20 protein-coding genes are annotated in these 25,968 nt (G+C 75.2%); 9 read left to right on the top strand and 11 right to left on the bottom strand.

The features are described 5' to 3' along the window. Positions 1-28 precede the first annotated feature (28 nt). Complete coding sequence (locus tag NFX44_RS05500) at positions 29-3,511, top strand: adenylate/guanylate cyclase domain-containing protein (RefSeq protein ID WP_315974577.1); 3,483 nt, start codon at positions 29-31, stop codon at positions 3,509-3,511. Position 3,512: 1 nt separating this feature from the next. Here the strand turns inward: NFX44_RS05500 and NFX44_RS05495 are convergent, their stop codons facing one another. Then, positions 3,513-4,205, bottom strand: a complete 693-nt coding sequence (locus NFX44_RS05495; RefSeq protein ID WP_262282391.1) for a 1-acyl-sn-glycerol-3-phosphate acyltransferase — start codon at positions 4,203-4,205, stop codon at positions 3,513-3,515. A gap of 195 nt (positions 4,206-4,400) precedes the next feature. Between NFX44_RS05495 and NFX44_RS05490 the strand changes: the two genes are divergently transcribed. Both NFX44_RS05490 and NFX44_RS05485 read left to right on the top strand, forming a co-directional pair. After that, positions 4,401-5,246 carry a DUF308 domain-containing protein gene (locus NFX44_RS05490; RefSeq protein ID WP_262282390.1) on the top strand — a complete coding sequence of 282 codons (846 nt, stop codon included), beginning with the start codon at positions 4,401-4,403 and terminating at the stop codon, positions 5,244-5,246. Between the two features lie 180 nt (positions 5,247-5,426). Beyond that, the gene (locus tag NFX44_RS05485; RefSeq protein WP_262282389.1) at positions 5,427-6,845 is read left to right on the top strand and encodes a trehalose-6-phosphate synthase; all 1,419 of its coding nucleotides are present in this window, start codon (positions 5,427-5,429) and stop codon (positions 6,843-6,845) included. 13 nt (positions 6,846-6,858) lie between these two features. Here the strand turns inward: NFX44_RS05485 and NFX44_RS05480 are convergent, their stop codons facing one another. The 6 genes from NFX44_RS05480 to NFX44_RS05455 all read right to left on the bottom strand — a co-directional run bounded on the left by NFX44_RS05480 (position 6,859) and on the right by NFX44_RS05455 (position 12,109). Next, positions 6,859-7,683 (bottom strand): alpha/beta hydrolase, encoded by an 825-nt coding sequence (locus tag NFX44_RS05480; RefSeq protein WP_262282388.1) that lies wholly within the window; start codon positions 7,681-7,683, stop codon positions 6,859-6,861. A 55-nt stretch (positions 7,684-7,738) separates the two neighbouring features. Beyond that, positions 7,739-9,142, bottom strand: a complete 1,404-nt coding sequence (locus tag NFX44_RS05475) for an NAD(P)/FAD-dependent oxidoreductase (protein WP_262282387.1) — start codon at positions 9,140-9,142, stop codon at positions 7,739-7,741. A 106-nt stretch (positions 9,143-9,248) separates the two neighbouring features. Beyond that, a complete protein-coding gene (locus NFX44_RS05470) occupies positions 9,249-9,950 on the bottom strand; it encodes an endonuclease/exonuclease/phosphatase family protein (protein WP_262282386.1) in 702 nt (233 codons plus the stop codon). Position 9,951: 1 nt separating this feature from the next. Next, positions 9,952-10,899: an ROK family glucokinase gene (locus NFX44_RS05465; protein WP_262282385.1), complete on the bottom strand. Its 948-nt coding sequence runs from the start codon at positions 10,897-10,899 to the stop codon at positions 9,952-9,954. A 71-nt stretch (positions 10,900-10,970) separates the two neighbouring features. Beyond that, complete coding sequence (locus tag NFX44_RS05460; RefSeq protein WP_262282384.1) at positions 10,971-11,612, bottom strand: hypothetical protein; 642 nt, start codon at positions 11,610-11,612, stop codon at positions 10,971-10,973. Between the two features lie 41 nt (positions 11,613-11,653). Beyond that, on the bottom strand, positions 11,654-12,109 hold the full coding sequence (locus tag NFX44_RS05455) for an SRPBCC family protein (protein ID WP_262282383.1): 456 nt from the start codon (positions 12,107-12,109) through the stop codon (positions 11,654-11,656). 189 nt (positions 12,110-12,298) lie between these two features. Here NFX44_RS05455 and NFX44_RS05450 point away from each other — a divergent pair, with 189 nt between their 5' ends. From NFX44_RS05450 to NFX44_RS05430, 5 genes are all read left to right on the top strand, one after another. Further along, positions 12,299-14,104, top strand: coding sequence for a long-chain fatty acid--CoA ligase (locus tag NFX44_RS05450; protein ID WP_262282382.1), 1,806 nt, complete (start codon positions 12,299-12,301; stop codon positions 14,102-14,104). Between the two features lie 14 nt (positions 14,105-14,118). Further along, positions 14,119-15,810 carry a GAF domain-containing sensor histidine kinase gene (locus tag NFX44_RS05445; RefSeq protein WP_262282381.1) on the top strand — a complete coding sequence of 564 codons (1,692 nt, stop codon included), beginning with the start codon at positions 14,119-14,121 and terminating at the stop codon, positions 15,808-15,810. A 7-nt stretch (positions 15,811-15,817) separates the two neighbouring features. Further along, positions 15,818-16,486 carry a response regulator transcription factor gene (locus tag NFX44_RS05440; protein ID WP_007072219.1) on the top strand — a complete coding sequence of 223 codons (669 nt, stop codon included), beginning with the start codon at positions 15,818-15,820 and terminating at the stop codon, positions 16,484-16,486. 210 nt (positions 16,487-16,696) lie between these two features. Next, a complete protein-coding gene (locus NFX44_RS05435) occupies positions 16,697-17,509 on the top strand; it encodes an SAM-dependent methyltransferase (RefSeq protein ID WP_262282380.1) in 813 nt (270 codons plus the stop codon). A gap of 82 nt (positions 17,510-17,591) precedes the next feature. Next, positions 17,592-19,280, top strand: a complete 1,689-nt coding sequence (locus NFX44_RS05430) for a bifunctional diguanylate cyclase/phosphodiesterase (protein WP_262282589.1) — start codon at positions 17,592-17,594, stop codon at positions 19,278-19,280. Positions 19,281-19,286: 6 nt separating this feature from the next. Here NFX44_RS05430 and NFX44_RS05425 read toward each other — a convergent pair whose 3' ends face one another. Beyond that, positions 19,287-19,961, bottom strand: coding sequence for a response regulator transcription factor (locus NFX44_RS05425; RefSeq protein WP_262282379.1), 675 nt, complete (start codon positions 19,959-19,961; stop codon positions 19,287-19,289). Further along, positions 19,913-21,211 (bottom strand): sensor histidine kinase, encoded by a 1,299-nt coding sequence (locus tag NFX44_RS05420; protein WP_262282378.1) that lies wholly within the window; start codon positions 21,209-21,211, stop codon positions 19,913-19,915. Before NFX44_RS05420 ends, NFX44_RS05425 begins: the two co-directional genes overlap by 49 nt. 152 nt (positions 21,212-21,363) lie before the next feature. On the opposite strand from NFX44_RS05420, the gene NFX44_RS05415 reads away from it, so the two are divergent. Then, on the top strand, positions 21,364-23,472 hold the full coding sequence (locus tag NFX44_RS05415; protein ID WP_262282377.1) for an MMPL family transporter: 2,109 nt from the start codon (positions 21,364-21,366) through the stop codon (positions 23,470-23,472). Positions 23,473-23,514: 42 nt separating this feature from the next. Here NFX44_RS05415 and NFX44_RS05410 read toward each other — a convergent pair whose 3' ends face one another. Further along, positions 23,515-24,639, bottom strand: coding sequence for a glycosyltransferase family 4 protein (locus NFX44_RS05410; RefSeq protein ID WP_262282376.1), 1,125 nt, complete (start codon positions 24,637-24,639; stop codon positions 23,515-23,517). Beyond that, a complete protein-coding gene (locus NFX44_RS05405; protein WP_262282375.1) occupies positions 24,636-25,895 on the bottom strand; it encodes a M48 family metallopeptidase in 1,260 nt (419 codons plus the stop codon). The genes NFX44_RS05410 and NFX44_RS05405 overlap by 4 nt, the downstream gene beginning before the upstream one ends. Positions 25,896-25,968 lie beyond the last annotated feature (73 nt).

Here is a 25,968-nt window from a genome sequence, read left to right as displayed (position 1 = left end):
GGACGATGGGGACCTCACGCGTACGGAGCTGGACATCGACCTCACCTGTGGACACTGCTCCCGGACTGCCGGGCCGGACGACCGTTACTGCGGCGGCTGCGGCCGCCACCTCGCGGCGACCTGTCCGGGCTGCGGTCACGCCAACAACGCCGAGGCGAACTTCTGCACCAACTGCGGGCAGCCGCTGCGCGACCACGCCGTCTCGGTGCAGGAGGACCGCCGGCAGGTCAGCGTGCTCTTCATCGACATCGTGGACTTCACCACCTACGCCGAACGGGCCGACCCGGAGCAGGCCCGCGGGCTCCAGCAGGCGTACTTCGGCACCGTGCGCCGGTTGGTGCACCAGTACGGCGGCGTGGTGGAGAAGTACATCGGCGACGCCGTGATGGCGCTGTTCGGGGCGCCGGTGGCGACGGACAACGACGCGCTGCGCTGCGTACGGGCGGCCCTGGAGCTGCAACGGAGCCTGGCCCGGCAGCCGACCGGCCCGCACCCGCCGCTCGGCTTCCGGGTCGGCATCGCCACCGGCGAGGCCCTGGTCGACCTCGCCGCCGCCCGCGACGGCGGCCAGGCGTTCGTCACCGGTGACGTGGTCAACACGGCCTCCCGGTTGCAGGGGCTGGCGCCCGCCGGCGGCGTCGTGGTCGACGAGAGCACCTGGGCGGCCACCCGCCACGAGATGGAGTACGCCGACCAGCCACCCGTCACGCTGCGGGGGCGGTCGGCGGTCACCCGGCTCTGGTTGGCCGTCCGCGCCCGGCCCCGGCGGGACGGGCAGACCGCCGAGCTGACCCCGATGGTCGACCGGGACCACGAGCGGGGCCTGCTGGTCAGCGCGCTGCACCGCACCGTCACCGAACGCACCTCCCAGCTGCTCACGGTCTTCGGGCCGGCGGGGGTGGGCAAGAGCCGGCTGCTGCGCGAGCTGGCCCGGCACGCGGCGAACCTGCCCGGCGCGCGGGTGACCTGGCTGATCGGGCACTGCCCGCCGTTCGGGGAGAACGTCACGTACGCCGCCCTGGCCGACATCGTCCGGAGCTGGATCGGGCTGCCCGAGTCGGACGATCCCGCCGCCATGCGCGAGCGCCTGCGGGACCGGCTGGGCCGGCTGGCCGATCCGCACGCGGTGCGGCTCGCCGAGGCGCTGGGCCCGCTGGTCGGCGTGGCCGGCGAGCGGCTCACCTCCGCCGAGACCGAGGCCGCCTGGCGGCGGTTCCTGCTCAACCTGGCCGCGACCGGTCCCACGGTGCTGGTCTTCGAGGACATGCACTGGGCGGACGAGACGATGCTCTCCTTCGTCGAACAGCTCGGCGCGGCCGCCCGCAACGTGCCGCTGCTGGTGATCGCGACCGCCCGCCCGGAGCTGCGTGAGCGGCACCCGGCGTGGACGGGCACGATCAGCGGCGCCATGTCGATCTCGGTGCCGCCCATGCACGACGGGGACATCGACACCCTCTACTCGCTGCTGCTCGGCCACGCCACCCTGCCGGCGGAGGCCCGCGGGCCGCTGCTCGAGTTCGCCGACGGCAACCCGCTGTACGCCCAGGAGTACGCGCGGATGCTGCTCGACGGTGGGCTCGTCGACCGGACGACGGCCCTCCCACCACTGGACCCGATGGGCGGGACGGGGATGCCGCGGACCGTCCAGGCGGTCATCGCGAACCGGCTGGACCTGCTCGACCCGGCCGACCGGGCGGTCCTCCAGGCCGCCTCGGTGGTGGGCGTGCAGTTCTGGGCGGCGCCGGTGGCCCTGGCCCTGGGCCGGCCCGCGGAGTGGGTGGAGCGGGCGCTGCACCGCCTCCAGCGGCGCGACCTCGTCTACGAGCTGCCCGCCTCGTCCATGCCGGGCCAGCCCGAGTACCGGTTCCGGCACATCCTGGTGCGGGACGTCTGCTACCAGCGGCTGCCCCGGGCGGAGCGGGTCACCCGGCACCAGCGCACCGCCGACTGGCTCGAGCAGCTGGCCGACGGACGGCAGCACGACCGGGCCGAGGTGCTGGCGAACCACCGGTGGGCGGCGCACGAGATCGCCCGCACGGTCGGCCTCGACCCGACCCCGTACGCCCCGGCCACCCGGAGCGCGCTGCACCGGGCCGCCCGGCGGGCGTACGCGCTGCACGCGCTGGACACCGCGGCCACGCTTGTCGGCCGCGCGCTGGCGGTGGACTGCGGACCGGACCCGTCCCTCGAACTGTTCGAGGCGGAGCTGGCGTTCTACCGAGACCGCGACGGGTTCCTGGTGGGCGGGGGGACCGACTCGCTCACCTCGCTGGCCGACCGGCTGGCGGGGGCGGGCGACCTGCCGGGCGCGGCGAAGGCGTGGCGGTTGCTGGCCACCGCGGCGTGGGCCCGGGCGGACCGGTCGGAGACGCTGCGCTGCCTGGACCGGGCGATCCGGCTGCACGCCGAGCTGCCGGACAGCGAGGACAAGGTCGGCGCCCTGCTGGAGCTGGCCCGGATGCACATGCTCGACGCGGAGGCCGAGCCCGCGTGCGCCGCCGCCAAGGCCGCCGCCGAACTGGCCGAGCGGCTGGAGCTGCGTGAGGCGCGGGCGAACGCCCGGATCACCCTGGCGGTGGCGCGCTACCAGGCCGGCGTCGAGGGGGCGTACGCCGAGCTCGCCGAGGTGACCGAGGAGTGCCGGGTGGAGCGGCTGACCAGCCGTCGGCGCGCGGTGCACAACCTGGCCTGGGCGCTGCAGGAGGAGGGCGACCTGACCGGCTCGGCCCGCCTGGTCGACGAGCAGCGCTCGCTGGACCTGGCCGGCGAGCACGGCCTCACGGTGAGCTTCGCCGACCAGTGGACCCGGTCGTACTACAGCGGAGACTGGACCGCGGCGTTGCGGATGGCCGAGGGGTCGATCCGACGCCCCACCGACGAATGGGACCTGCACATCGTGGCGGTCTCCGGCTGGATCCGCGCGCTCGGCGACGCGCCCGCCGGCGACGGCACGGACGAGGCGGGCGCCGACCTGGTGGACCAGGCGCTGATCGCCGCCCGGCGCAGCGGCTTCCTCCGGGTGCTGCGGTCGACCGTCGCGCACGCCGCGTTGTGCCGCGCGGTGCAGGGCCGCCGGGACGAGGCGCTGGCGCTGCTCGCCGAACTCGACGCCGACTGGCGGCGGACCCGGATGATCCCGTTCGCGGAGTGGGTGCCGGCGGTCGGGCACGTGGCGGGGGTGCTCGGTGACGAAGCGGCGCTCCTGGTCCGAGACCTGCTGGCCCGCGCGCCGCGCACGACGCGCTGGGCGCAGGCAGCCGGCCGGTCCGCCGACGCGGCGCTGGCCCGGCGGGACGGCGACACGCGGCGGGCCGCCAGGCTGTTCCGCGCGGCGGCGGAGAGCTACGCGGAGATGACCGACGTCACCGACCACGTCATCGCGTCCGCCCTCGCGGTGGGGCCGCTGACCGAGGTGGATCCGGCGGCCGCGGCGGAGACGCTGGCGACGGTGCGCGCGTTCGCCGAACGGCACGCCGCCGCCGGCCTGCTCCGGATCGCCGGGGCCGGCTGACTCAGGCGGGCACCGGCTCGCGGGGCCGGGCCTTCGCCTTCTGCGCGTACACGTCCACGTACTCGCGGCCGGAGAGTTCCATGAGCTCGTACATGATCTCGTCGGTGACGGCGCGCTCGACGAACCGGTCGCCGGACATCCCGGCGTAGCGGGAGAAGTCGAGCGGGGCGCCGAAGCGGATCCGCACCCGGCCGAGGTTGGGGACGATCTGGCCGGTCGGCTGGATGGCGTCGGAGTTGAGCATGGCCATCGGCACGACCGGGGCGCCGCTCTCCAGGGCGAGCCGGGCCACCCCGGTCTTGCCCCGGTAGAGCCGGCCGTCCGGCGAGCGGGTGCCCTCCGGGTAGATGCCCGCGATGCCGCCGGAGCGCAGCACGTCGAGCTGGGTGTCCAGGGCGGCGCGGGCCGCCCGGCCGCCGGAGCGGTCCACCGGGATGGTGCCGGAGCCGACGAAGAACATCTTGGTCAGCCAGCCCTTGAGGCCCTTGCCGGTGAAGTATTCGGCTTTCGCGATGAATGTCACTTTGCGCTTGACGATCAGCGGGGTGAAGATCGAGTCCGAGAACGAGAGGTGGTTGCTGGCCAGGATCACCGGGCCGTCCTCCGGGACGTTCTCCAGCCCCTCCACCTGCGGGCGGAAGATCAACCTCAGCAGCGGGCCGAGGATGATGTACTTCAGCAGCCAGTACAGCACCGGGGTCCTTCCAGGCGGGAGCGTGAGGGGCGGCGGTCGCCGGGGCCGCCGGGACCGTGCCCGAGGCGCCGTCGGCGAGCGGGACTGTCGGGGAAGAGCGTACGAACAGGGAGCGGCACGCCACAACGCACTCCCGGAACCGGGTCCCGGCGTGTCAGGATTCAGGGCACGACGATGCGGCGAAGGGGGTGTCCGGTGTCAGGGGGTGGTCCCCGTCGGGGACGGCGGGACAACGGGCTCGACGCGGCCGAGTACGCGGTCGCGGGCGACGTCGATCCGCGCGTCGGTGAGCACCTGCTCGACGTGCTCGCCGCGGGCGGGATCGCCGCCTACCTCCAGCCCTCGGCCGACCTCAACCCGGTGACCCGCACCACCACCGTCCCGTCCCGGCCGGTCGACCGGCTCTACGTCGACCGCTCCCACCTGACCACCGCCCGCGACTACCTCACCCAGCTCACCGACGAGGAGGGCCGCGAGCCGGCCCGCGACGACGAGCCGGACATCGAGGCCGAGTGGGCGAAGATCGTCGCCGGTTTCCACACCGCGCCGAGCGCCGGGAGCCACCCCTGGCCCGCCGCCGAGGACGTCGACGAGCCGGTGGACCCGACCACCCCCGGCGGCGGCGCACCGGGCCGCGCCGAGGAGACCGCCGGTCCGACCGCCACCGACGTGCGCAGGCTGCCCTACGCGGCCGATGTCTCCGGCATCTCGCTGAGCCGAGGGCGGCAGGACGAGCCCTCGCTCCTGGACGGCCTGGACACCTTCGGCGCCGACCTGCCCGGCGACGAGGACGAGGAGCACTTCACCCCACCACCGCCGCCCCCGCTGCCGCGCTTCTCGAAGTACGCGGTGCTGGGCGTGCTCTGCATCGTGGTCGGGTTCCTGCTGTTCCTGTCGCCCACCGTGCTGTCGGTGGTCGACCCGTCGGTGGTGACCCTGCTCGGCTTCACCGGCATCCTGGCCGGCTTCGTGATGCTGATCTGGCGGCTGCGCCCCGGCGACTCCGACGAGCACGACCCGGACGACGGCGCCGTCGTCTGACCCGGGCGGGCACCCGGCACCCGGCGCCCGGATGCCGGGACGCGCGCGTCCCGGGCCGACCGCGTAACAGGGGTGTAACTTACTGTCAGTAGGAATACCGCTGAACGTCACTTCCCGCACCGGCTGTCCGGGTTGTGCGCCTCCTCCGGTGGTCGGTCTCTGCAGATCGGAATGCCCGAGATGCGACAGAGTCCCCTCGTGGTGGTCGCCAACCGCCTCCCCATCGACGACAGTGTGGCGCCGGACGGCGCCTTCGAGTGGCGCCGCAGCCCCGGCGGCCTGATGAGCGCCCTGCACCCCCTGCTCCGGCACACGCCGGCGACCTGGGTGGGCTGGGCCGGCGGCACCGGCCCGGCCCCGCACCTGCCCGACGTCGACGGGGTCCGCATGCGCGCCGTCGCGCTCAGCGGCGAGGACTTCCGCGACCACTACGAGGGCTTCGCCAACGCCACCCTCTGGCCGCTCTACCACGACGCCGTCGAGCAGCCGGAATACCACCGGCGCTGGTGGGAGGCGTACCAGCGGGTCAACCAGCGGTTCGCGGAGGCCGCCGCCGAGGCGGCCGAGCCCGGCGGGCTGGTCTGGGTGCAGGACTACCACCTCCAGCTCGTGCCGGGGCTGCTCCGCGACCTCCGCCCCGACCTGCGGATCGGCTTCTTCCTGCACGTGCCGTTCCCGCCGCCGGAGCTGTTCATGCAGCTCCCCCGCCGGGCCGAGCTGCTGCGCGGGATGCTCGGCGCCGACCTGATCGGCTTCCAGCGCGCCCAGGCCGCGCACAACTTCGCCCAGCTCGCCACGAGGGTGCTCGACCTGCCCGCCACCGACCGGCGGATCGGCGTCGGCGAGCGGGTGGTCCGGATCGGCGCCTTCCCGGTCTCCATCGACGCCGCCGAGATGGGCGCGCTCGCCGCCCGGCCCGACGTCGCCGACCGGGCCCGGCGGCTGCGCCAGGATCTCGGCGACCCGGAGCGGGTCGTGCTCAGCGTCGACCGGATGGACTACACCAAGGGCATCGAGCAGCGGCTCAAGGCCTACCACGAGCTGCTGACCAGCGGGGACGTCAAGGTCCGGGACACCGTGCTGGTGCAGGTGGTGGTGCCCAGCCGGGACCGGGTGAGCCAGTACCAGATCCTCCGCGACCGGGTCGAGCACCAGGTCGGCCGGATCAACGGCGAGTTCGGCCGGGTCGGTGAGCCGGCCATCCACTACCTCAGCCAGCCCTTCGACCGCACCGAGCTGGTCGCCCTCTACCGGATCGCCGACGTGATGGCGGTGACGCCGCTGCGGGACGGGATGAACCTGGTGGCCAAGGAGTACGTGGCCGCCCGGGTCGACGGCACCGGCGCGCTGCTGCTCAGCGAGTTCGCCGGGGCGGCCGCCGAGCTGGAGCAGGCGTACCTGGTCAACCCGCACGACCTGGACGGGCTCAAGGCCGCGCTGCTGGCCGCCCTGCGGGCCGCGCCCGAGGACGTCGCGGCCCGGATGCGGGCCATGCGGGAGCACCTGGGCCGCAACGACATCCACGCCTGGGCCCGGTCCTACCTGCGCGCCCTGGACGAGAGCGGATCGCTGGTCACCCGGCTCGCCGGCGCCGAGTGACCCGCGCCGGCGCTCAGCCGGCGGCGGGCGCCGGGTCCTTCTCCAGCCAGTCGAGGATCGCGTCGACCGGCTCCCGCCAGCGGGCGTCGAGCATGAGGTCGTGCCCCATGCCGGGGAACAGCAGCGGGGCCGAGGCGTAGCGGCGGGCCGCCCGGGTCAGCGCGGCCGGCGGCACCACCCGGTCGTCGGGGCTGCCCAGCACCAGCACCGGCGGGCGACCCACCGCCGGCTCCGGCTGCCGGCCGGTGAGCAGCTGCCACTGCGCCCGGCGGCCGGCCCGGCCCAGCCGGGCGAGGTGCCGGCGGGCGTCGGCGTCGGGCAGTTCCCGGCTGAACAGCTGCCGGCGGTTCAGGCGCAGGCCGGCGCCGAACACGGCGGGCACCGTGCCGGCCGGGTTGCGGCGCAGCGCCGTGCCGAGGGTGCCCCAGCCGCCGAGCACCGGCGCCACCAGCACCGCCGCCCGGGCCGGGTAGCGGGCCAGGGCGTGGGCGACCACCCGGGCGCCGGCGCCGTGCCCCACCAGCACCGCCTGCCGCGGCAGGCTCGCCGCCACCTGGACCACGTCATGGGTGTACGACCGCAGCGTCGCCCCCGGCGCCGGTTCGCTGCCGCCGTGCCCCCGCAGGCTCAGCGCGTACGCCGGGAAGCCGCGGCCGGCGGCGTGCCCCAGCCAGTGCTCGGCGAACGCCCACGCCCCGTGGCCGAAGCCGGGCACGAACAGCAGGGGCGGCTTCGCCTGGTCGAGTTCGGGCACCGCCGCGACGACCTCGCGGCGGGCCGGCCGCTCCGGACGGGCCCACTCCCAGCCCCGGACGACCCGCACCCGCTCGGCGGTCACCGGGTCGGCCCTTCGCTCGCGACTGCGGGACCACGCCGCGCGGCGTTCCTCGCGCTCACTTGTCCTCCAGGTCGTGGAGCGCCCGCTGGAGCGCGCGCAGGTAGTCGGCGTGCCCGACCTCGAACCAGTGCCGGGTGCTGTCCTTCACCCGGCCCGAGTACCGCTCGCCGAGGCCGGCCGTGACCCGCTTGCCGAACGCGGCGGCCCGGTCCGGGCGGGTGGCGCGCAGGGTGAGCAGCCGGGCGAAGAGCACGCTCTGCCAGTGCGAGATGGGGAAGATGCCGGAGTCCGGCTGCACCAGGCCCACCACGGCCAGGGTGGGGTGGCCGGCGGCGAACGCGTTCAGCCAGAGCCGGGGCCGGCCCGAGCCGTCCGCGTCGCCGAGCACCCGGCCCTCCAGGAACTCGAAGCGCGGCAGGTAGCCGGTGGCGAAGACGACCAGCTCCGGGTCGATCTCGCGGCCGTCGGCCAGCACGACCGTGCGGTCGCCGAACCGCGCGACGTCCGGCACCGGGCTGACCCTGCCGTGGCCCACGTAGTAGACGAGCTGGCTGTTGGCGATCGGGTGGGTCTCGTAGACCCGGTGGTCGGGCCGGGGCAGGCCGAACCGGGTCAGGTCGCCGACGGTGAGCCGCAGCGTCCAGTGGTAGAGCCACTGCCGCACCCGCAGCGGCACCCGCAACGCGAGCAGGGTGTCGTTGACCTGGTCGGCGGGGCGGCCGAAGACGTACTTCGGGGCGTACCAGTAGCCGCGGCGGGTGGAGTGCCAGCAGCGGGACGCCTGCTGGGCCGCCTCGACCGCGATGTCGCAGCCGGTGTTGCCGGCGCCGACCACCAGCACCCGCTTGCCGCGCAGCTGCGCCGGGTCCTTGTAGGACGAGGCGTGCATGACCTCGCCGCGGAACTCCTCCAGCCCCTCGTAGCGGGGCAGCTTCGGCGACCAGTTGTGCCCGTTGGCCAGCACCACGGCGGCGTAGCGGGAGGTGCGCTCCGGGCCGTAGCCGCCGGTGCTGCGGGTGGTGACGTCCCAGCGGTCCCCCTCGACCGGCTCCACCCGGACCACCTCGGTGCCGAACCAGACGTGCTGGCGCAGGTCGAAGTGGTCGGCGTAGCGCTCGAAGTAGGACAGCAGCTGGGCGTGGTGCGGGTAGTCCGGCCATTCGTCCGGCATCGGGAAGTCGGGGAACTGGGTGAACGGCCGGGACGAGATGAGGTGCGTGCTGGCGTAGACCGGGCTGCGGTCGTGCCGCCAGTTCCACGCCCCGCCGACGCCGGTCTCCCGCTCGTAGCAGTCCACGCCGAAGCCGGCCTCGCGGAGGTTCTTCACGGCGGTCAGGCCGCTGGCCCCGGCGCCGATGACGCAGACGGTGTCGCCGCGGTCGGAGACCGGGCGGCCGTCCCGGGTCGGGGCGACCGTCGGGTCCGGATCGGGACGGCCGAGGTCGGTGGAGGAGGACACCGGGAGATCTCCTTTTGTGCGGCACGAGTGCCGGGTCGGTGCGAAATCCTGCCGACAATGCCCGCCGTTGTCCAGCCCCCAGGGGCCGGCCGGGGCGGGCGGGGGCTCAGTCGCCGGCGGGCAGCAGCAGGTCGACCAGGACCGGGAAGTGGTCGCTGGCCCGGCGGGTACGCGGGGTGTCCACCACGTCGTAGTCGACCACGGTGATGCGCGGGTCGACGAAGAGAGCGTCGATGCGCCGCCGCGGGTCGGCGCAGGAGAAGGTGTGCCGGTCGGCCCGGTCGGCGGCCACGGCCGCGTCGGTCAGTCCCTCGGCGACGGTCCGCCAGGCCGCCCCGTCCGGCCCCTCGTTGAGGTCGGCGCCGGCCACCACGGGCAGCGTCGCGGCGGCCAGTTCCCGCTTGAACGCGGTCGCCTGGGCGGGCCGCTCCGCCGGGTCGGTGGAGAGGTGCGAGCCGGCCAGCAGGAACCGGGTGCCAACCACGAGGCACTCGGCGTACGCGGCGCCGCGCAGGTGCCGTCCCGGGGTCAGCGGGTAGCGCTGGCAGCGGCTGGCCGTCACCCGGACGCGCAGGCTGGTCAGCAGCACGTTGCCCAGCGCCGGCAGGCCGCCGGCCGCGAAGACCAGCCCGAACGAGTCGGCCAGCGTGGCGCACTTCTGGCGCCACCGGAACCGCCGCGGCCCCTCCTGGACGACCACCACGTCCGGCGCGGCCTCCCGGACGACCTCGGCCAGCGCCGCGGTGTCGTCCCGCTGGCTGTGGATGTTGTAGGAGACCACCCGCAGCGGCACGCCTGCCACGGCCACGTCAGATCCGCCGGGCGAGGTCGGCGGCGCCGATGACGCCCGCGGTGTTGCCCAGTTCGGCCGGGCGCACCTCGGCGACGGGCAGGCGGCTGCGCTGGGCCAGGGCGTCGGTGAACGACCGGCGGGTCGGGCCGAGCAGCAGGTCGCCGGCGTCGATCACGCCGCCGCCGACCACCAGCACCTGCGGGTCGAGGATCTGCGCCATGTCGGCGAGGCTGGTGCCGAGCCAGCGGCCGACCTGGGCGAACGCCTCGGTGGAGACCGGGTCGCCGCCCTTCGCGGCGGCGGTCACCATCGGCCCGCTGATCCCCTCGGCCTCGCCGCCGGCCAGCTCCAGCAGGGCGGTGGCCCGGTGCGGCTCCTGGCGGGCGGCGGCGCGGGCGAAGCGGACCAGGGCGCTGCCGCTGGCGTACTGCTCGATGCAGCCGAGCCGGCCGCAGCCGCACTGGTGGCCGTCCGGCACGGTGAGCATGTGCCCCAGCTCGGCCGCGATGCCGTGGGCCCCGCGGACCAGCTCGCCGCCGAGCACGATCCCGCCGCCCACCCCGGTGCCGATGGTGAACATGACCATCGAGTCGTCGGCGTCCCGGGCCGCGCCGTAGCGGAACTCGGCCCAGGCCGCGACGTTGCCGTCGTTCTCCACGATCACCGGCAGGCCGGTGGCGTTGCTGACGTACCCGCGCAGCGGCTCGTCCCGCCAGGCCAGGTTGGGGGCGAAGAGCACGGTGGAGCGGGAGGCGTCGATCCAGCCGGCCGCGCCGATGCCGACCGCGTCGACGGTCCGGCCGGTGGCCAGCTCGCTGACCAGCTCGGTGATGACGTCGCGGGTCTTGGCCACGTCGTCGGCGGGGGTGTCCCGTCGGGCCTGCACGAGAACCTTGCCGGTGGCGTCCACGACACCGCCGGCCACCTTCGTGCCACCGACGTCGACTCCGATGGTCAGCGTCACCGCTGCCACTCCCCTCTGCTGTGCTGCCCGGCGCGGCCGAACCGGCCGTGCGATCCCGGGATGTCCGGTGGTCAGGCCCCGTCGCCTGGTGCGTCCTCGGCCACCTCGACGGACGCCCGCGAGGCGGGCACCACGGGAGCGTCCGCCGGCGGCCGGCTCGGCGCCGGCCGGTCCGGCCCGTCGGCCTCGGCCGCGCCCTCCCCCCGGGTGGCGGCGGACCACACGTCCTGCTCGGGTGCCGGCTGAGAATCATGCCCGGTGCGGGTCGCCTCGCGCCACACGCGGTCCCCCGTCGCGGGGCCGGGGGCCGCGCCGTCGGGCCCGCCGGGCGCCGTGGGGCCACCCGGCCCGGCCGGCTCGGCCGGGGTGAACGCGCGCAGCAGGCTGGCCACCCCGGCGGCCAGATCACCGGCGCCGGTGGCGAGCCGCTCGGCGAATTCCGGACTCGGGTCGCGCAACGCCGCGATCCCGCGACAGACCGGGCAGACACAGCATTCGGCCGAGCCGGTGGCGAAACGCGCACCCGCGCCGTCCCCGGGCGAGGTGGACGATTCACCCGGCGGGGTGTGACCGAGGACACCCGACAGGATCCCGCCGAGTGGGCCCCAGGGGCCGGAGCCGGGCGAGGCGGCAGCCAGCTTTGCGCTGGCCAGCAGCATGGCGACGAGGCGCTCGGCCTCTTCCCGGGCCGAACCCGGATCAGTGGTGCCCATGGTTCGGCTCCCTCAGCGTGACAACCGGGACGACGGTCGGGTCAGTGGGCCGCACCGAGTGCTTCTACCCGGCGCTTGAGCTGCTTCAACGCCGCGTCCATGATCATTTTCTCGGCCTTGCGGCGAAACATGCCGAGCATCCCCACGGACAGCTCCACCTCGAGGGTGTAGGTCACCGTGGTCGTTCCGTCCGGGTTGTCGACGAGGTCGTACGACCCGCGCTGGGACTTCTGCATCTTCGAGGGCGCCACCAGGTGCCACTCGATCCGGGAGATGTCCTCGGCGTACTCGTAGGCCAGCACGTACTCGTCGGCCATCACGCCCGCGTCGATGGTGAACCGGACCTGGCTGGCGTAACCGTCCTCGTACTCCTCGATCACCTCGGCCCGCCGCACCGCCTCGGCCCACTCCGGGTAGCGGGGGAAGTCGCAGATGACCGCCGCCACCCGGTCCGGTGACGCGCCGACGACGATCGACTGGGTGGAGGAGTCCGCCATGGGGGGAGGCTACCCGGCGGTGGGCCGGTGCGTGCCGCTCCACCCCCGCCCGTCGCGGCGCGCCCGGCGGGGGTCGTGTCCCACCAGCCGGGCGGGCAACCTCCCTACCTCCTTCCCGGAGGCGGGCGGGTAGGTTTCGACAGAGCCGACCACGGCCGGCCCGGCCAGTGCGAGCACGAGGGAGTGCAGGTGCGCGAGTTCTCCGTTCCGCCGATCGTCACCGTCGGCGACGCGGCCAACCTGACCGACCCGGTCTGGGACAACGCCGAGGTCGCCCCCGACGCCGTGCAGTTCGTCCGGCGCGCCGCGGGCACCGGCGGCGCCTGGGTCGACGTGACCTGCCGGCAGTTCCGCGACGAGGTCGTGGCGGTGGCCCGCGGCCTGGTGGCGGCCGGTGTGGCCCCCGGCGACCGGGTCGGGCTGATGAGCCGCACCCGCTACGAGTGGACTCTCTTCGACTACGCGATCTGGGCCGCGGGCGCGGTCACCGTGCCGATCTACGAGACGTCCAGCGCGGAGCAGGCCGCCTGGATCCTCTCCGACTCCGGCGCGGTCGCCGTGATGGTCGAGAGCACCGCGCACGCCACCCTGGTCGCCGGGGTCCGGGACCGGCTGCCCGAGCTGCGCGAGGTCTGGCAGATCGAGCTGGGCGCGGTGGACGAGCTGGTTGCCGCCGGCGCGGCGGTCGACCCGGCCGACGTCGAGGTACGCCGCTCGACGCTGAAGGCCGACGACGTCGCCACCATCATCTACACCAGCGGCACCACCGGCCGCCCCAAGGGCTGCGTGCTGACCCACCGCAACATCTACGCCGACATCGCCAACGCCGTGCCGGTGCTGCCGAACCTGTTCCGCCAGGGCGCCTCCACCCTGCTCTTCCTGCCGCTGGCGCACGCCTTCGCCCGGCTCATCCAGGTCGGCGTCGTGCAGGCCCGGGCCACCATGGCGCACTGCTCGGACACCAAGAACCTGGTCGGCGAGCTGCAGGAGTTCAAGCCGACCTTCGTGCTCTCCGTACCCCGGGTCTTCGAGAAGGTCTACAACGGCGCGCGGCAGAAGGCCGAGGCCGACGGCAAGGGCAAGATCTTCGACCGGGCCGAGAAGGTCGCCATCGCCTACAGCGAGGCGCTGGAGACCCCCGACGGGCCGGGCCTGGGGCTGCGCGCCCAGCAGGCGCTCTTCGACAAGCTGGTCTACCGCAAGCTGCGTGCCGCGATGGGTGGCCGCTGCCGGGACGCCATCTCCGGCGGCGCCCCGCTCGGCTCCCGGCTCGGGCACTTCTTCCGTGGCATCGGGGTGACCATCTGCGAGGGCTACGGCCTCACCGAGACGGCGCCGGCCGCCGCCGCGAACCTGCCCGGGCACACCCGGATCGGCTCGGTCGGCCGGCCGCTGCCCGGCGTCACCATCCGCATCGACGACGACGGCGAGGTCCTGATCTCCGGGGAGATCGTCTTCCAGGGCTACTGGCACAACGAGGCGGCCACCGCCGAGGCGCTGAGCGCCGACGGCTGGTTCCGCACCGGTGACCTGGGGAAGCTCGACGAGGACGGCTACCTCTTCATCACCGGCCGCAAGAAGGAGATCATCGTGACCGCCGGCGGCAAGAACGTCGCCCCGGCGGTGCTGGAGGACCAGGTGCGCTCGCACCCGCTGGTCAGCCAGTGCCTCGTGGTCGGCGACCGGCAGCCGTTCATCGCGGCGCTGGTCACCATCGACGAGGAGGCGCTGCCGAAGTGGCTGGCCGCGCACGGCCTCCCGGAGGACACCAGCGTCGCGGAGCTGCGCGGGAACGAGGCGCTGCGGGCCGAGGTGCAGGCCGCGGTCGACCAGGCCAACCAGTCCGTCTCCAAGGCCGAGGCCATCAAGGTGTTCCGGATCCTGCCGCAGGACTTCACCGAGGCGACCGGCGAGCTGACCCCCTCGCTCAAGGTCAAGCGGCAGGTCGTGCACAAGACGTACGCGGCGGAGATCGCGGACATCTACGGAGGCTGACTACCATCCGTCACGTGCCCGCCTCCACACCCAGCCCCCCGCAGACGCAGCCCCTCGCGGCCGCGGCGCGCGCGGTCCTCCTCGCGCTGGTCGCCGCCCTGACCCTGTTCGCCACCCGCGACGCCGCCCAGCTGTGGTGGATCGCCCTGCTCGGCGTCGCCGGGCTGCCCGCCGTGCTGGCGCCGCAGCACCGCCTGCTCGCCCCGATCAGCCGCTTCGCCGAGGTGGTGGTCCTCGGGCTGGCCGCCAGCCAGGTCGCCGCCGACACCCACCTCACCGGGGTCACCGGCGGGCTGGGCGCCTCGGCGGTGCTGCCGTACCTCGCCGTGCCGGTCACCGTGACCGCCCTGCGCCGCCGCTTCCGCGAGGGCGCGGCGCTGCTGGCGGTCGCGGCGGCCACGCTGCTAGTGACCGCGGCCTTCACCGAGGTGGGCGGGGAGCCGCAGCTCGGCCAGCCCGGCTACCTGGCGGTCTGCGCGCAGTGGCTGATCCTGGCCGGCCTCGGCCTCTACACCGCCGGCATGCTCCAGCGTGTGCTGCGGGTCCGCGGCGAGGGCAAGCCCCAGCCGTACGCGGAGGCCACCAGGCTGCTCACCCAGCTGCGCACGGTCGCCCGCCAGCTGCCCGGCGCCACCCTGGACCCGGGCGGCATCTCCGAGCACCTGCTGGAGGAGCTGCGGGTGGTCGCGAAGACCGACCGGGGCGCGGTGCTGTCGGCCAGCGGAGGCGGCCGGCTCGTGGTGCTCGCCCAGATCGGCGCGGACCGGGTGGACTGGGAGACCACGCTCGACGCGGACTCGGCCATCGCCGACGCCTGGGCCAGCCAGCAGCCGACCACCTCGGCCCGCTCGCAGGCCCGCTCCCGGCAGCCCGGTGAGGTCTCGGCGCTGATCGTGCCGCTGGTCGCCGGCGTGCGCACGGTCGGCCTGGTGGTCGTCGAGGCGGACGCCGCGCACGCGTACCCGCCGCCCGTGGTGTCCCGGGTGACCGCGCTGACCGGCCCGGCGGCGCTGCGCCTGGAGGCGGCGCTGCTCTTCGACGAGGTGCGGTCGCTGGCCACCAACGAGGAGCGGCAGCGGCTGGCCCGGGAGATCCACGACGGGGTCGCCCAGGAGCTGGTGATGGTCGGGTACGGCATCGACAACGCCCTCGCCACCGTGCACGACGACGCCGAGGAGACCGCCGACTCGCTGCGCACGCTGCGCCAGGAGGTCACCCGGGTGATCACCGAGCTGCGGCTCAGCCTGTTCGAGCTGCGCAGCGAGGTGGACCGGCACGGCGGCCTGGCCGCCGCCATCGCCGAGTACGCCCGTACCGTCGGCGCCTCGGGCGGCCTGCGGGTGCACCTGTCCCTGGACGAGTCCACCGCCCGACTGCCCGCCGCCACCGAGGCCGAATTGCTGCGCATCGCGCAGGAGGCGGTGACCAACGCGCGCAAGCACGCCGGGGCGGCGAACCTGTGGGTCACGTGCGAGGTGGACCCCCCGTACGCGCAGATCGAAGTGTCGGATGACGGTCACGGCATCGGTGACCAGCGCCCCGACGGGCACTACGGTCTTGCGATCATGGCCGAGAGGGCGGAACGTATCCGGGGCCGGTTGGAGATCAGGCCGCGGCAACCCAGCGGCACGACCGTGGCGGTGGTACTCGGCTCCTCGCCCCGGCGCGATAGTGTGCGCGGCAGCGCAGCAGCAGAAGGGGAGTAACCCGAGGATGACCACTAGCCCGACACCGGCCACCCGGACCAAGGTGCTCCTTGTCGACGATCACGATCTGATCCGCAAGGGGCTGCGGCACGCCTTCGAGCGGGACCGGCAGTTCGAGGTCGTGGGCGAGGCCGCCACGGCCGCGGAGGGGGTGCGCCAGGCCGGCGCGCTCCAGCCGGACGTAGTGATCATGGACCTGCGGCTGCCCGACGGCAGCGGCCTGGAGGCCACCCGCGCCCTGCGCAAGTCCAGCGCGTCGATGGGCATCGTGGTGCTCACCATGTACGCCGGCGACGACCAGCTCTTCGGCGCCCTGGAGGCGGGGGCGAGCGCGTTCGTGCCGAAGACCGCCCCGGCCGACGAGGTGGTGGCCGCCGCCCGGCACGCCGCCTCCTCCCCCAGCGCGTTCACCGCCGCCGACCTGGCCGAGGCGATGAAGCGGCGGCTGGCGCCGTCCGGTCCGCAGCTCTCCCCCCGTGAGGGCCAGGTGCTGCGGCTGCTGGCCGACGGCATGAGCGTCGCCGGCATCGCCAAGCAGCTGTTCGTCAGCGAGTCGACGGCCAAGACGCACATCTCGAAGCTCTACGAGAAGCTCGGCGCCGCCAACCGCGCGCAGGCGCTGATGACCGCGCTGCGGCTGGGGCTGCTGGAGGCCCCGGACGCGCCGAAGTTCTGACGGCGTCCCGCCAGCTCGACGTCGGAGAGGTCCCGTCCGCACGCCGGACGCGGGCCTCTCCGGCATTCCGGGCACCGCGCGACCCCGTACGGTGAGCGGCCGGAAGCGGAGCGACGACGGTCTTTGCACCGCGACGGCGGGCGGGCAGAATACCCGGGTGATCCGCGCGGCGGTGACCCCCGCGCCTCGCCGACACAAAGGGGCAAGCGCATGCAGCGGCCGGACTGGGCACCCGAGACCATCGACATCGAGCGCCCCAGCGTGGCCCGCATGTACGACTACTACCTCGGCGGCTCGCACAACTTCGCGGCCGACCGGGCCGCCGCGCGGGCCATGGTCGAGGCGGTGCCGGAGGCCCCGCTGATGGCCCAGGCCAACCGGGCCTTCCTCCGCCGGGCGGTGCAGTTCCTGGCCGACGCGGGCGTACGCCAGTTCCTCGACATCGGCTCCGGCATCCCGACCGTGGGCAACGTGCACGAGATCGCCCAGCGGATCGACCCGGAGTCCCGGGTGGTCTACGTCGACGTCGACCCGGTCGCGGTGGCGCACAGCCGGGAGATCCTGGCCGGCAACGAGCGGGCCGCGGTGGTCCAGGAGGACCTGCGCCGGCCGGAGGCGATCCTCCGCCACCCCGACGTCCTCCGGCTGCTGGACTTCTCCCAGCCGGTCGCCGTGATGATCGTGGCGGTGCTGCACTTCATCCCCGACGAGGACCGCCCGGAGGAGTTCCTGCGGACGCTGCGCGCGGCGCTGGCCCCGGGCAGCTACCTGGTCATGTCGCAGGCCAGCGACGACGGCCGGGCCGGCACCGGCGAACGGGCCGAGGCCGAGCGGGTCTACCGGCGCACCGACAACCAGCTCTTCATCCGCAGCCGCGCCGAGCTGGCCGCGCTGTTCGCCGGCTTCGACCTGGTCGACCCTGGCGTGGTCTGGGTGCCGCAGTGGCGGCCGGACGCCCCGGAGCACGCGGAGAACGCCGCGCAGGCGGTCTTCATGGGTGGCGTCGGGCGGCTCGGTGGGTGACGACGGGGCCACCGCCCGCCCGCGCCCCGGCGCGTTCGCCCGGGCCTGGGCCAAGGCGGTCTCCGGGACCAGCTACCTGCCGATGACGCAGGCCCAGCTGGAGGCGCTGCTCCAGCGGCTCACCGAGCGGCTGGCGCTGGCGCTGCGCGCCGACCCGTTCGACCTGCGGATCGGCCAGCAGGTCGGCGCGGAGCTGGTGCAGTCGCACATCGCCTCCGCGGAGGGGCTCGGCCGCACCATCGAGGTGATCCAGCTCCGCCTCGTACGGGATCTCGACCTGGCCGTCGACGACGTCGAGGACCGGATGGCCCGGCTGCTGGCCACCGTCGCCACCGGGTACGCCCGCGCCCTGCGCGACCGCACGCTGGACGAGCAGGAGGCCATCCGGCGGGCCGCCATGACGGCCCGGGCGACGGCCGAACGGGCGCTGCGGGACAGCGAGGCCCGGTTCCGGCACCAGGCCACCCACGACCCGCTGACCGACCTGCCCAACCGCACGCTGTTCACCGAGCGGCTCACCGCCGCCATCACCGCGCCCGGGCGGGGCACCGACCGGATCGGGGTCTGCTTCCTCGACCTGGACCGGTTCAAAGTGGTCAACGACGCCCTCGGCCACCAGGTCGGCGACTCGCTGCTGGTGGCGGTGGCCCGGCGACTGCGCCGGGCGCTCGGCGAGCACCTGGTGGCCCGGCTGGGCGGTGACGAGTTCGTCATCCTGGTCGAGCGCACCGGCTGCACCGAGGAGGTGGTGAAGGTGGCCGAGGCGGCGCTGGCCGCGGTGAGCGAGCCGGCGCTGGTCGACGGGCACGAGCTGACCGTGTCGGCCAGCATCGGCATCGTGGAGCGGCAGGTGGCCGGCACCTCGCCGCTGGAGCTGATGCGCGCCGCCGACAGCACCCTGCACTGGGCCAAAGCGGCCGGCGGGGCCCGCTGGTCGTTGTTCGACGCCGACCGCAACCGCCGGGACCTGGACCGGTACGCCCTCTCCGCGGCGCTCCCCGCCGCGCTGGACCGGGGCGAGTTCTATCTCGACTACCAGCCGCTGACCGGGCTGCGCGACGGCCGGGTGGTGGGCATGGAGGCGCTGGTCCGTTGGCGCCACCCGGAGCTGGGCGTCCTCCGGCCGGACAGCTTCATCCCGCTGGCCGAGGAGACCGGCCTCATCGTCCGGCTCGGCAGCTGGGTGCTGGCCGAGGCGTGCCGCGAGGCGCGCGGCTGGGCGGCCGGGCCGGGCGGGGCGCCGTTCGTCAGCGTCAACCTCGCCGTCCGCCAGCTGCACCGGCCCGGGCTCGTGCAGGAGGTGCAGGGGGTGCTGGGACGCACCGGCCTGCCCGCCGAACGGTTGCAGCTGGAGATCACCGAGAGCACCATGATGAGCACCGTGGCCGAGCCGGTCCGCGCCCTGCGGGTGCTGGCCGACCTCGGCGTGCGGGTGGCCATCGACGACTTCGGCACCGGCTACTGCAACCTGGCGTACCTGCGGGACCTGCCGGTGAGCGAGCTGAAGGTGGCCGGCGAGTTCGTGGCCGGGCTGCGCGCCCCGGCCGGCGACCCGCGCAGCCGCACCGACGAGCGCATCCTCGCCTCGCTGGTGTCCCTGGCACACGCCCTCGGCCTGACCGTCACCGCCGAGGGGGTGGAGACGGCCGACCAGGCGGACCGGCTGCGCGCGATCGGCTGCGACGCCGGGCAGGGCTGGCACTTCGGCCGTCCCGGGCCGGCCGGGCCGCACCTGGACCGCTCCCCCGCCCTGACCGACACCGCCTCCTGAGCCGGGTCAGGCCGGCGTCCGCGGGCGGCGGCCGTCCTCCCCGTGCAGGTACGCCAGCACGGCCAGGACCCGCCGGTTGTCGTCGGTCGACGGCGGCATCCGCAGCTTGCTGAAGATGTTGTTGATGTGCTTGTTGACCGCCTTCTCGGTGACGAAGAGGCGCGCCGCGACCGCCGCGTTGGACCGGCCCTCCGCCATCAGGCCGAGCACCTCCCGCTCCCGGGCGGTCAGCTCGTCCAGCGGCCCCGACCCGGACCGGCTGGCCAGCAGCTGGGCGACCACCTCCGGGTCCATCACGGTGCCGCCGGCGGCCACCCGGCGCACCGCGTCGACGAACTGGTCCACGTGGGACACCCGGTCCTTGAGCAGGTAGCCCACCCCGCCGAGCCGGTCGGAGAGCAGCTCCCGGGCGTAGAGCTGCTCGACGTGCTGGGACAGCACGAGGATCGGCAGCCCGGGGATCTCGGCGCGGGCCCGGATGGCGGCCTGCAGGCCCTCGTCGGTGAAGGTGGGCGGGAGCCGGACGTCGAGCACCGCGACGTCCGGGCGGTGCGCGATCAGCGCGGGCAGCACCGAGGGTCCGTTGTCGACGGCCCCGACGACCTGGCAGCCGAACGCCTCCAGGATGCGGGTCAGCCCGTCCCGGAGGAGGGCGAGATCCTCGGCGATGACAACTCGCACGGCAGCTCCATGCTGATGACGGTGGGCCCGCCGGCCGGACTGGACACCACCATCGTCCCATCGAACGCGGCCAGCCGGCGGCCCATCCCCGCGAGGCCGCCGCCCGCCGCCGGGTCGGCCCCGCCCCGCCCGTCGTCACCGACCACGACGGTCAGCCGCCCGTCGGCGTGGCCGAGCTCGACCCACGCCCGGGACGCCCCACTGTGCTTGCTGACGTTCGCCAGCCCTTCGGCCACCGCGAAGTACGCGGCGGACTCCACCGGGGCGGCCGGGCGGCCCGGCAGGTCGACGGTCACCGCCACCGGCAGCGGCACGGCCAGCGCCAGCGCCCGTACCGCGCCCGCCAGGCCGCGCTCGGCGAGCACCGGCGGGTGGATGCCACGCACCAGCCCGCGCAGCTCGGCCAGGGCCTGCCCGCTGGTCTCCCGGGCCTCGGCGAGCAGCCGCCGCACCGCCTCCGGGTCGTCGGCCAGGAGCTGCTCGGCCAGGCCGATGCTCATGCTCAGCGCGACGATCCGGGCCTGCGCCCCGTCGTGCAGGTCCCGCTCGATCCGCCGCAGCTCGGCCGCCTGCGCGTCCACCGTCTCGGCCCGCGTGACGGTGAGCTGGCGGACCCGCAGTGCCAGCTCGGCGCTGCGCGTGGGCGGCAGGAAGAACCGGGCGAAGGCCAGGTGCAGCCAGACCAGCCAGCGCCCGGCGGCCAGCCCGCCGACCAGGAACAGCGCGCCCAGCGGGACGCAGAGCAACGCCTCGAAGAGGTTGTCGATCGGCCAGAACGGGCCGTAGCCGAAGCCGACGGTCAGGTGCAGCACCAGGGGGACCCCGAGCACGCCCTCCAGGCCGTACAGCGGCAGGGCGAAGGCGGCGAGGCAGACCGCGCCGGTGACCGCGCCGGGCAGCAGCCAGGACAGGTCGCGCCAGGTGGCCGGGTCGCCCACCACCCAGCGGAACCGCCGCCAGGTGCCGAACTGCGCGCCCGCCGGCGCCGGCAGGTAGGGCGTGGCCAGCTCGACCCCGCCCCAGCGGGCCAGCCGGCGGTGCAGCCCGGCGCAGAGCCGGACCAGCGCGGTGACCACCGGGAACAGCGCGAATCCCACGCCGAACGCCGGGATCAGCAACAGCGACACCAGCGACAACACGAAGAGTGCGACGTGCGTGGTCAACGACAGCAGGGCGATCAGCAGCCCCTGCGCGGCGGTGACCGCGCCGGGCCGGATCCAGATGCGGAGCAGTCCGCGTACGCCGTCCACGGGCCTCATTCTGCGGCACCGGCCGTCCCCGATCGGTGGTGCTGGCACCACCCCGTCCGGCGCGCTGGCACCCCTGACCCGCGCGCGGCCGGGCCGAAGGATCGGAAGCGGGGTCGCCGACCCCGCAACCGTGACGACGAAAGGGAACTCGGATGTCCCCGCAACGCCTGGCCGGCCTGCCCGCCGGCCGCCGCGGCAAGTACGCGGTCCTCCTGCTCTGGCTGGCGCTGCTCGTGGCGGCCGGCCCCCTCGCGCTGAAGCTCGGCGAGGTGCAGGACAACTCGACCCTCGGCGCACTGCCGGCCGGCGCCGAGAGCAGCCGGGCCGTGCAACGCGCCGAGGCGGCCTTCCCCGGCTCGCGGCACCCCCTCGCCATCGCCGTCTACGTCCGCGACAGCGGGCTGACCGCGACCGACCGGGCCCGGGTCGACGCCGACCGGGCCGCCTTCGCCCGGTACGCCGACGGCGGCGCGGTGTCCCCGCCGGTGGCCGCGGCCGACGGTCGGGCGCTGCTGCTCTCCCTGCCGGTCAGCCTCGACGACGAGCGGCGCGCCGAGACGGTCGACGCGCTCAAGGACCGGCTCGCCGACCGCGCGCCACCCGGCCTGCGGACCGCCCTGACCGGCGACGCGGCCGCCGAGCACGACGTCTTCGACGCCTTCGCCGGGATGGACGGCGCGCTGCTGCTGGCCACCGCGCTCACCGTCGCCCTGCTCCTGCTGGTCACCTACCGCAGCCCGGTGCTGTGGCTGATCCCGCTGGTCGGGGTGGCCGTCGCGAACCAGCTCGCCGGGGCGGTGGTCTACCTGCTGGCCCGGCACGCCGGGCTGGCCGTCGACTTCCAGAGCCAGACCATCCTCACCGTGCTGGTCTTCGGCGTCGGGGTGGACTACGCCCTGCTGCTGATCGCCCGGTACCGGGAGGAGCTGCGCCGGCATGCCGACCGGCACGTCGCCATGGCGGCCGCGCTGCACCGCTCGGCCGGCGCGGTCTGCGCGTCGGCGGCGACCGTCGCGGTCGGACTGCTCTGCCTGCTCGCGGCCGACCTGCCCGCCACCCGCGGCCTGGGTCCGGTCGGCGCGGTCGGGATCGCCGCGGCGCTGCTGGCCATGACCACCCTGCTGCCGGCGGTGCTGGTGCTCTGCGGCCGGTGGCTGTTCTGGCCGTTCGTGCCCCGGTACACCCCCGGTGCCGACGCCCGCGACCACACCGTCGACCACGGGGTGTGGCGCCGGCTCGCCGGCCTGGTCGCCGGCCGACCCCGGGCGGTCTGGCTCGGCACCGCGGCCGCGCTGGCCGCCCTGACCCTGGGCATCGGCAACCTCAGCCTGGGCCTGCCCGACGAGGAGTCGTTCACCACCGAGGTCGGCTCGGTCGCCGGGCAGCGGCTGATCGCCGCCCACTACCCGGGCGGCTCGGCCGCGCCCGCCGAGATCCTGGCCGCCGCCGGGACGGCCGAGAAGGTGGTGGCCGCCGCCCGCGCGGTGCCGGGCGTCGCCGAGGTGGGCGCGCCGGAGCACTCGGCGGACGGCCGGTGGGTCCGGGTGCCGGCGGTGCTCGCGGACGCGCCGGACAGCGACGCCGCCCGGGACACGGTGACCCGGCTGCGGACCGCCGTGCACGCGGTGCCCGACGCGCGGGCCCTGGTCGGCGGGCGGACCGCCACCGTGCTCGACGAGCAGCACACGGTGAACCGGGACAACCGGGTGGTCATCCCGCTGGTGCTCGCGGTCGTCCTGGTCATCCTGGTGCTGCTGCTCCGGTCGCTGGTCGCGCCGCTGCTGCTGATGGTCAGCGTGGTGCTGTCGTACGCGGCCGCCATGGGGGCCGCCGGGCTGCTGCTCGACGCAATGGGCCATCCCCGACTCTTCGTCGGGGTCCCGTTGCAGGCGTTCCTGTTCCTGGTGGCGCTCGGTGTGGACTACACGATCTTTCTGATGACCCGGGCCCGCGAGGAGGTCGCCCGGATCGGGCACCGGCCGGGCGTGCTGCGCGCGCTGACCGTCACCGGCGGCGTGATCACCAGCGCGGGCGTGGTGCTGGCCGCCACCTTCGGCGCGCTGCTGGTGCTGCCGCTGGTGCCGTCGGTGCAGATGGGCGTGATCGTGGCGGTCGGCATCCTGCTCGACACCCTGCTGGTGCGCAGCCTGCTGATCCCGGCGCTGACCCTGGATCTCGGGGCGCGCACCTGGTGGCCCGGGCGGCTCGCCCGGCGGTCACCGCAGCCGGCCCCCGCGGAGCCCGCCCTGGCCCGCACCTGACCGGTTCGCTCTCGTGACCCCGGCCCGGCTCCCGGGTCGGGGTCAGCCGGCGAGCAGGGCGGCCATCCGCTCGGCCTGGGTCTCCCAGCGCCATTCCCGCTCCACCCAGGCCCGGCCGGCCGCGCCGAGCTGGCGGGCCAGGTCCCGGTCGGCGAGCAGGGTCGCCACCCGGTCGGCGAGCTGCGGCACGTCCCGGCCGCGGACCACGTAGCCGGTCTCACCCTCGCGGACCGCGTCCGGCGCACCACCGGAGTCGCCGGCCACCACGGGCAGCCCGGTCGCGCTGGCCTCCAGGTAGACGATCCCCAGGCCCTCGACGTCCAGGCCCCGGTTGCGGGTCCGGCAGGGCATCGCGTAGACGTCCCCGGCGGCGTAGTGGGCGGGCAGCTCCGCCGAGGGCACCGAACCGGTGAACACCACGTCGCGTTCCACCCCGGTCTGCCGGGCCAGCTTCTGCAGCGCCGCCCGGTAGGGGCCGCCACCGACGACCAGCAACGCGGCGTCCGGCACCCGGCGGCGGATCTCCGGCATCGCCCGGATGAGCATGTCCTGCCCCTTGCGCGGGACCAGGCGCGAGACGCACACCACGACCGGCCGGTCGGCCAGCCCCAGCCGCAGCCGCACCCGCTCGCCGTCGACGCCCGGGTGGTAGGTGTCCACGTCGACGCCCGGGGCGAGCCGGCGCAGCTCGGTCACCCCGTCGAGCACCCGGGCCAGCCGGACCCGGGTGTATTCGCCGAGGTAGGTGGTGACGTCCACGCCCCGGCCGATCCGGCGCAGCGCCGTCCGGGCGCCGGGCAGCGTGGCCCAGCCGGCCTCGTGCCCGTGGGTCAGCGCCACCGCCCGGCGGATCCCGGCCCGCCGGCGCAGCCCGGCCGCGAGCAGCCCCAGCGGGGCCGCCGCGCCGAACCACACCGTGTCGCAGTCGTACGCCCGGGCCAGCCGCGCCGCCCGGCGGGCCACCAGCGGGGTGGGCAGCAGCACCTTGGTCCGCTCCCGGACCACCTCGAACGGCTGGTCGGCGTCGAACTTGGCCGCGCCCCGCCAGCTCGACGCGTAGACCACCACGGAACCCGGAGGCTGGCGCACCGCCAGGTGGTGCACGAACGACTGGATGCCGCCGGGGCGGGGCGGGAAGTCGTTGGTGATCAGCAAGGTGCGGCTCATCGGCCGGACTCCCTGGCGTAGGCGCGGGCGGCGGCCATCCGCTCCACGGTGGACGGGTGGGACGCCGACCAGAGGTATTCCCAGCGGGGCGGGTCGGGATCAGCCAGGTTCACCCCGGCCAGGCGGCGTTGCATCGCCTCGAACGTGCCCGGGTCGCCGGTGAGCGCCAGCGCGTGCGCGTCGGCGCGGGCCTCGACCCGCCGGGAGACCAGCGCCTGCGCCGGCGTGGCCACCAGGCCGGCCACCGTCACGAGCGCGAGCAGCAGCGGGAACGCTCGCGGCTGGGCGATCGAGTCGACGCCGGCCAGCCGCAGCAGCGGCGTCCACGAGCCGATCAGGTAGAGGGCCACCACCGCGGCGGCGGCGCCGAGCGCGCCGATCAGGGTGCCGGTCCAGACGTCCCGGTCCTTGGCGTGCCCCAACTCGTGGGCGACCACGCTGGTCACCTCCGCCGGGTCCGCCTCGCGCAGCAGGGTGTCGTAGACGACCACCCGCCGGGTCGGCCCCAGCCCGGAGACGTACGCGTTGACCGCCCGGGTGCGCCGTGAGGCGTCGGCGACCAGCACGTCGCGCACGGGCACCCCGTCCCGGGCCGCCAGGCTCGTCAGCTCGGTGCGCAGCGGGCCCGGCTCCATGGGGGTGAACCGGTTGAACACGGGCTCGACCAGCACGGGCAGCACGAACGACAGCAGCACCACCAGGGCGGCGGCCCCGGCGGCGCCGAACGCCCACCACCAGCGCGGGGAGAGCCGGACCACCGTGTAGAAGCCGAGCAGGACGAGCGCGCCGATGACCGCGCTGACCGCGTACGACTTGAGCAGGTCGACGGCCCAGCCGCCCCAGCCCTGGGTGCTCAGCCCGTAGCGGGTCAACACGGTCTGCCGCCAGGCGGCGAAGGGCAGGGTGAGCAGGTCGGCGAGGAACATCACGGCCAGCCCGCCGAGCACCGCCTGGGCGGCCCAGTGCCCGCCGAAGGGGCGGCCGGCCAGCTCGACCAGACGACCGCCGAGCGGGGTGAGCCCGAGCAGCAGGGCCACCACGAGGCCGACGGCCAGCGCCGACCAGCCGGCCGGGCGCAGCGCGCCGTGGAAGGCGCGGCCCCGGGCCACCTGGTCGACGGGGAGCGCGCGCAGCGCCGCGAGCTGGTCGGCGCGGGGCGCCGGCGGCCGGCTCCACGGCACCAGCAGCGCCCCGGCGACGAGCAGCGCGACGGCCAGCCCGGCCACGGTCAGCACCGCCCAGCCGCGCGGGGTCACCGCCCCACCCCGTCGCGCCCCACCCGGTTCATGCCCCGCTCCCCTCCCGCCGTGAGCGCTCATCCTAAGGCCC

The sequence above is a fragment of the Micromonospora sp. MA102 genome (assembly GCF_025460765.1).
Lineage (GTDB): Bacteria > Actinomycetota > Actinomycetes > Mycobacteriales > Micromonosporaceae > Micromonospora > Micromonospora halotolerans.
The sequence above is the reverse complement of the archived record's forward strand: the minus strand, read 5'-3'. Positions and strand labels throughout refer to the sequence as shown.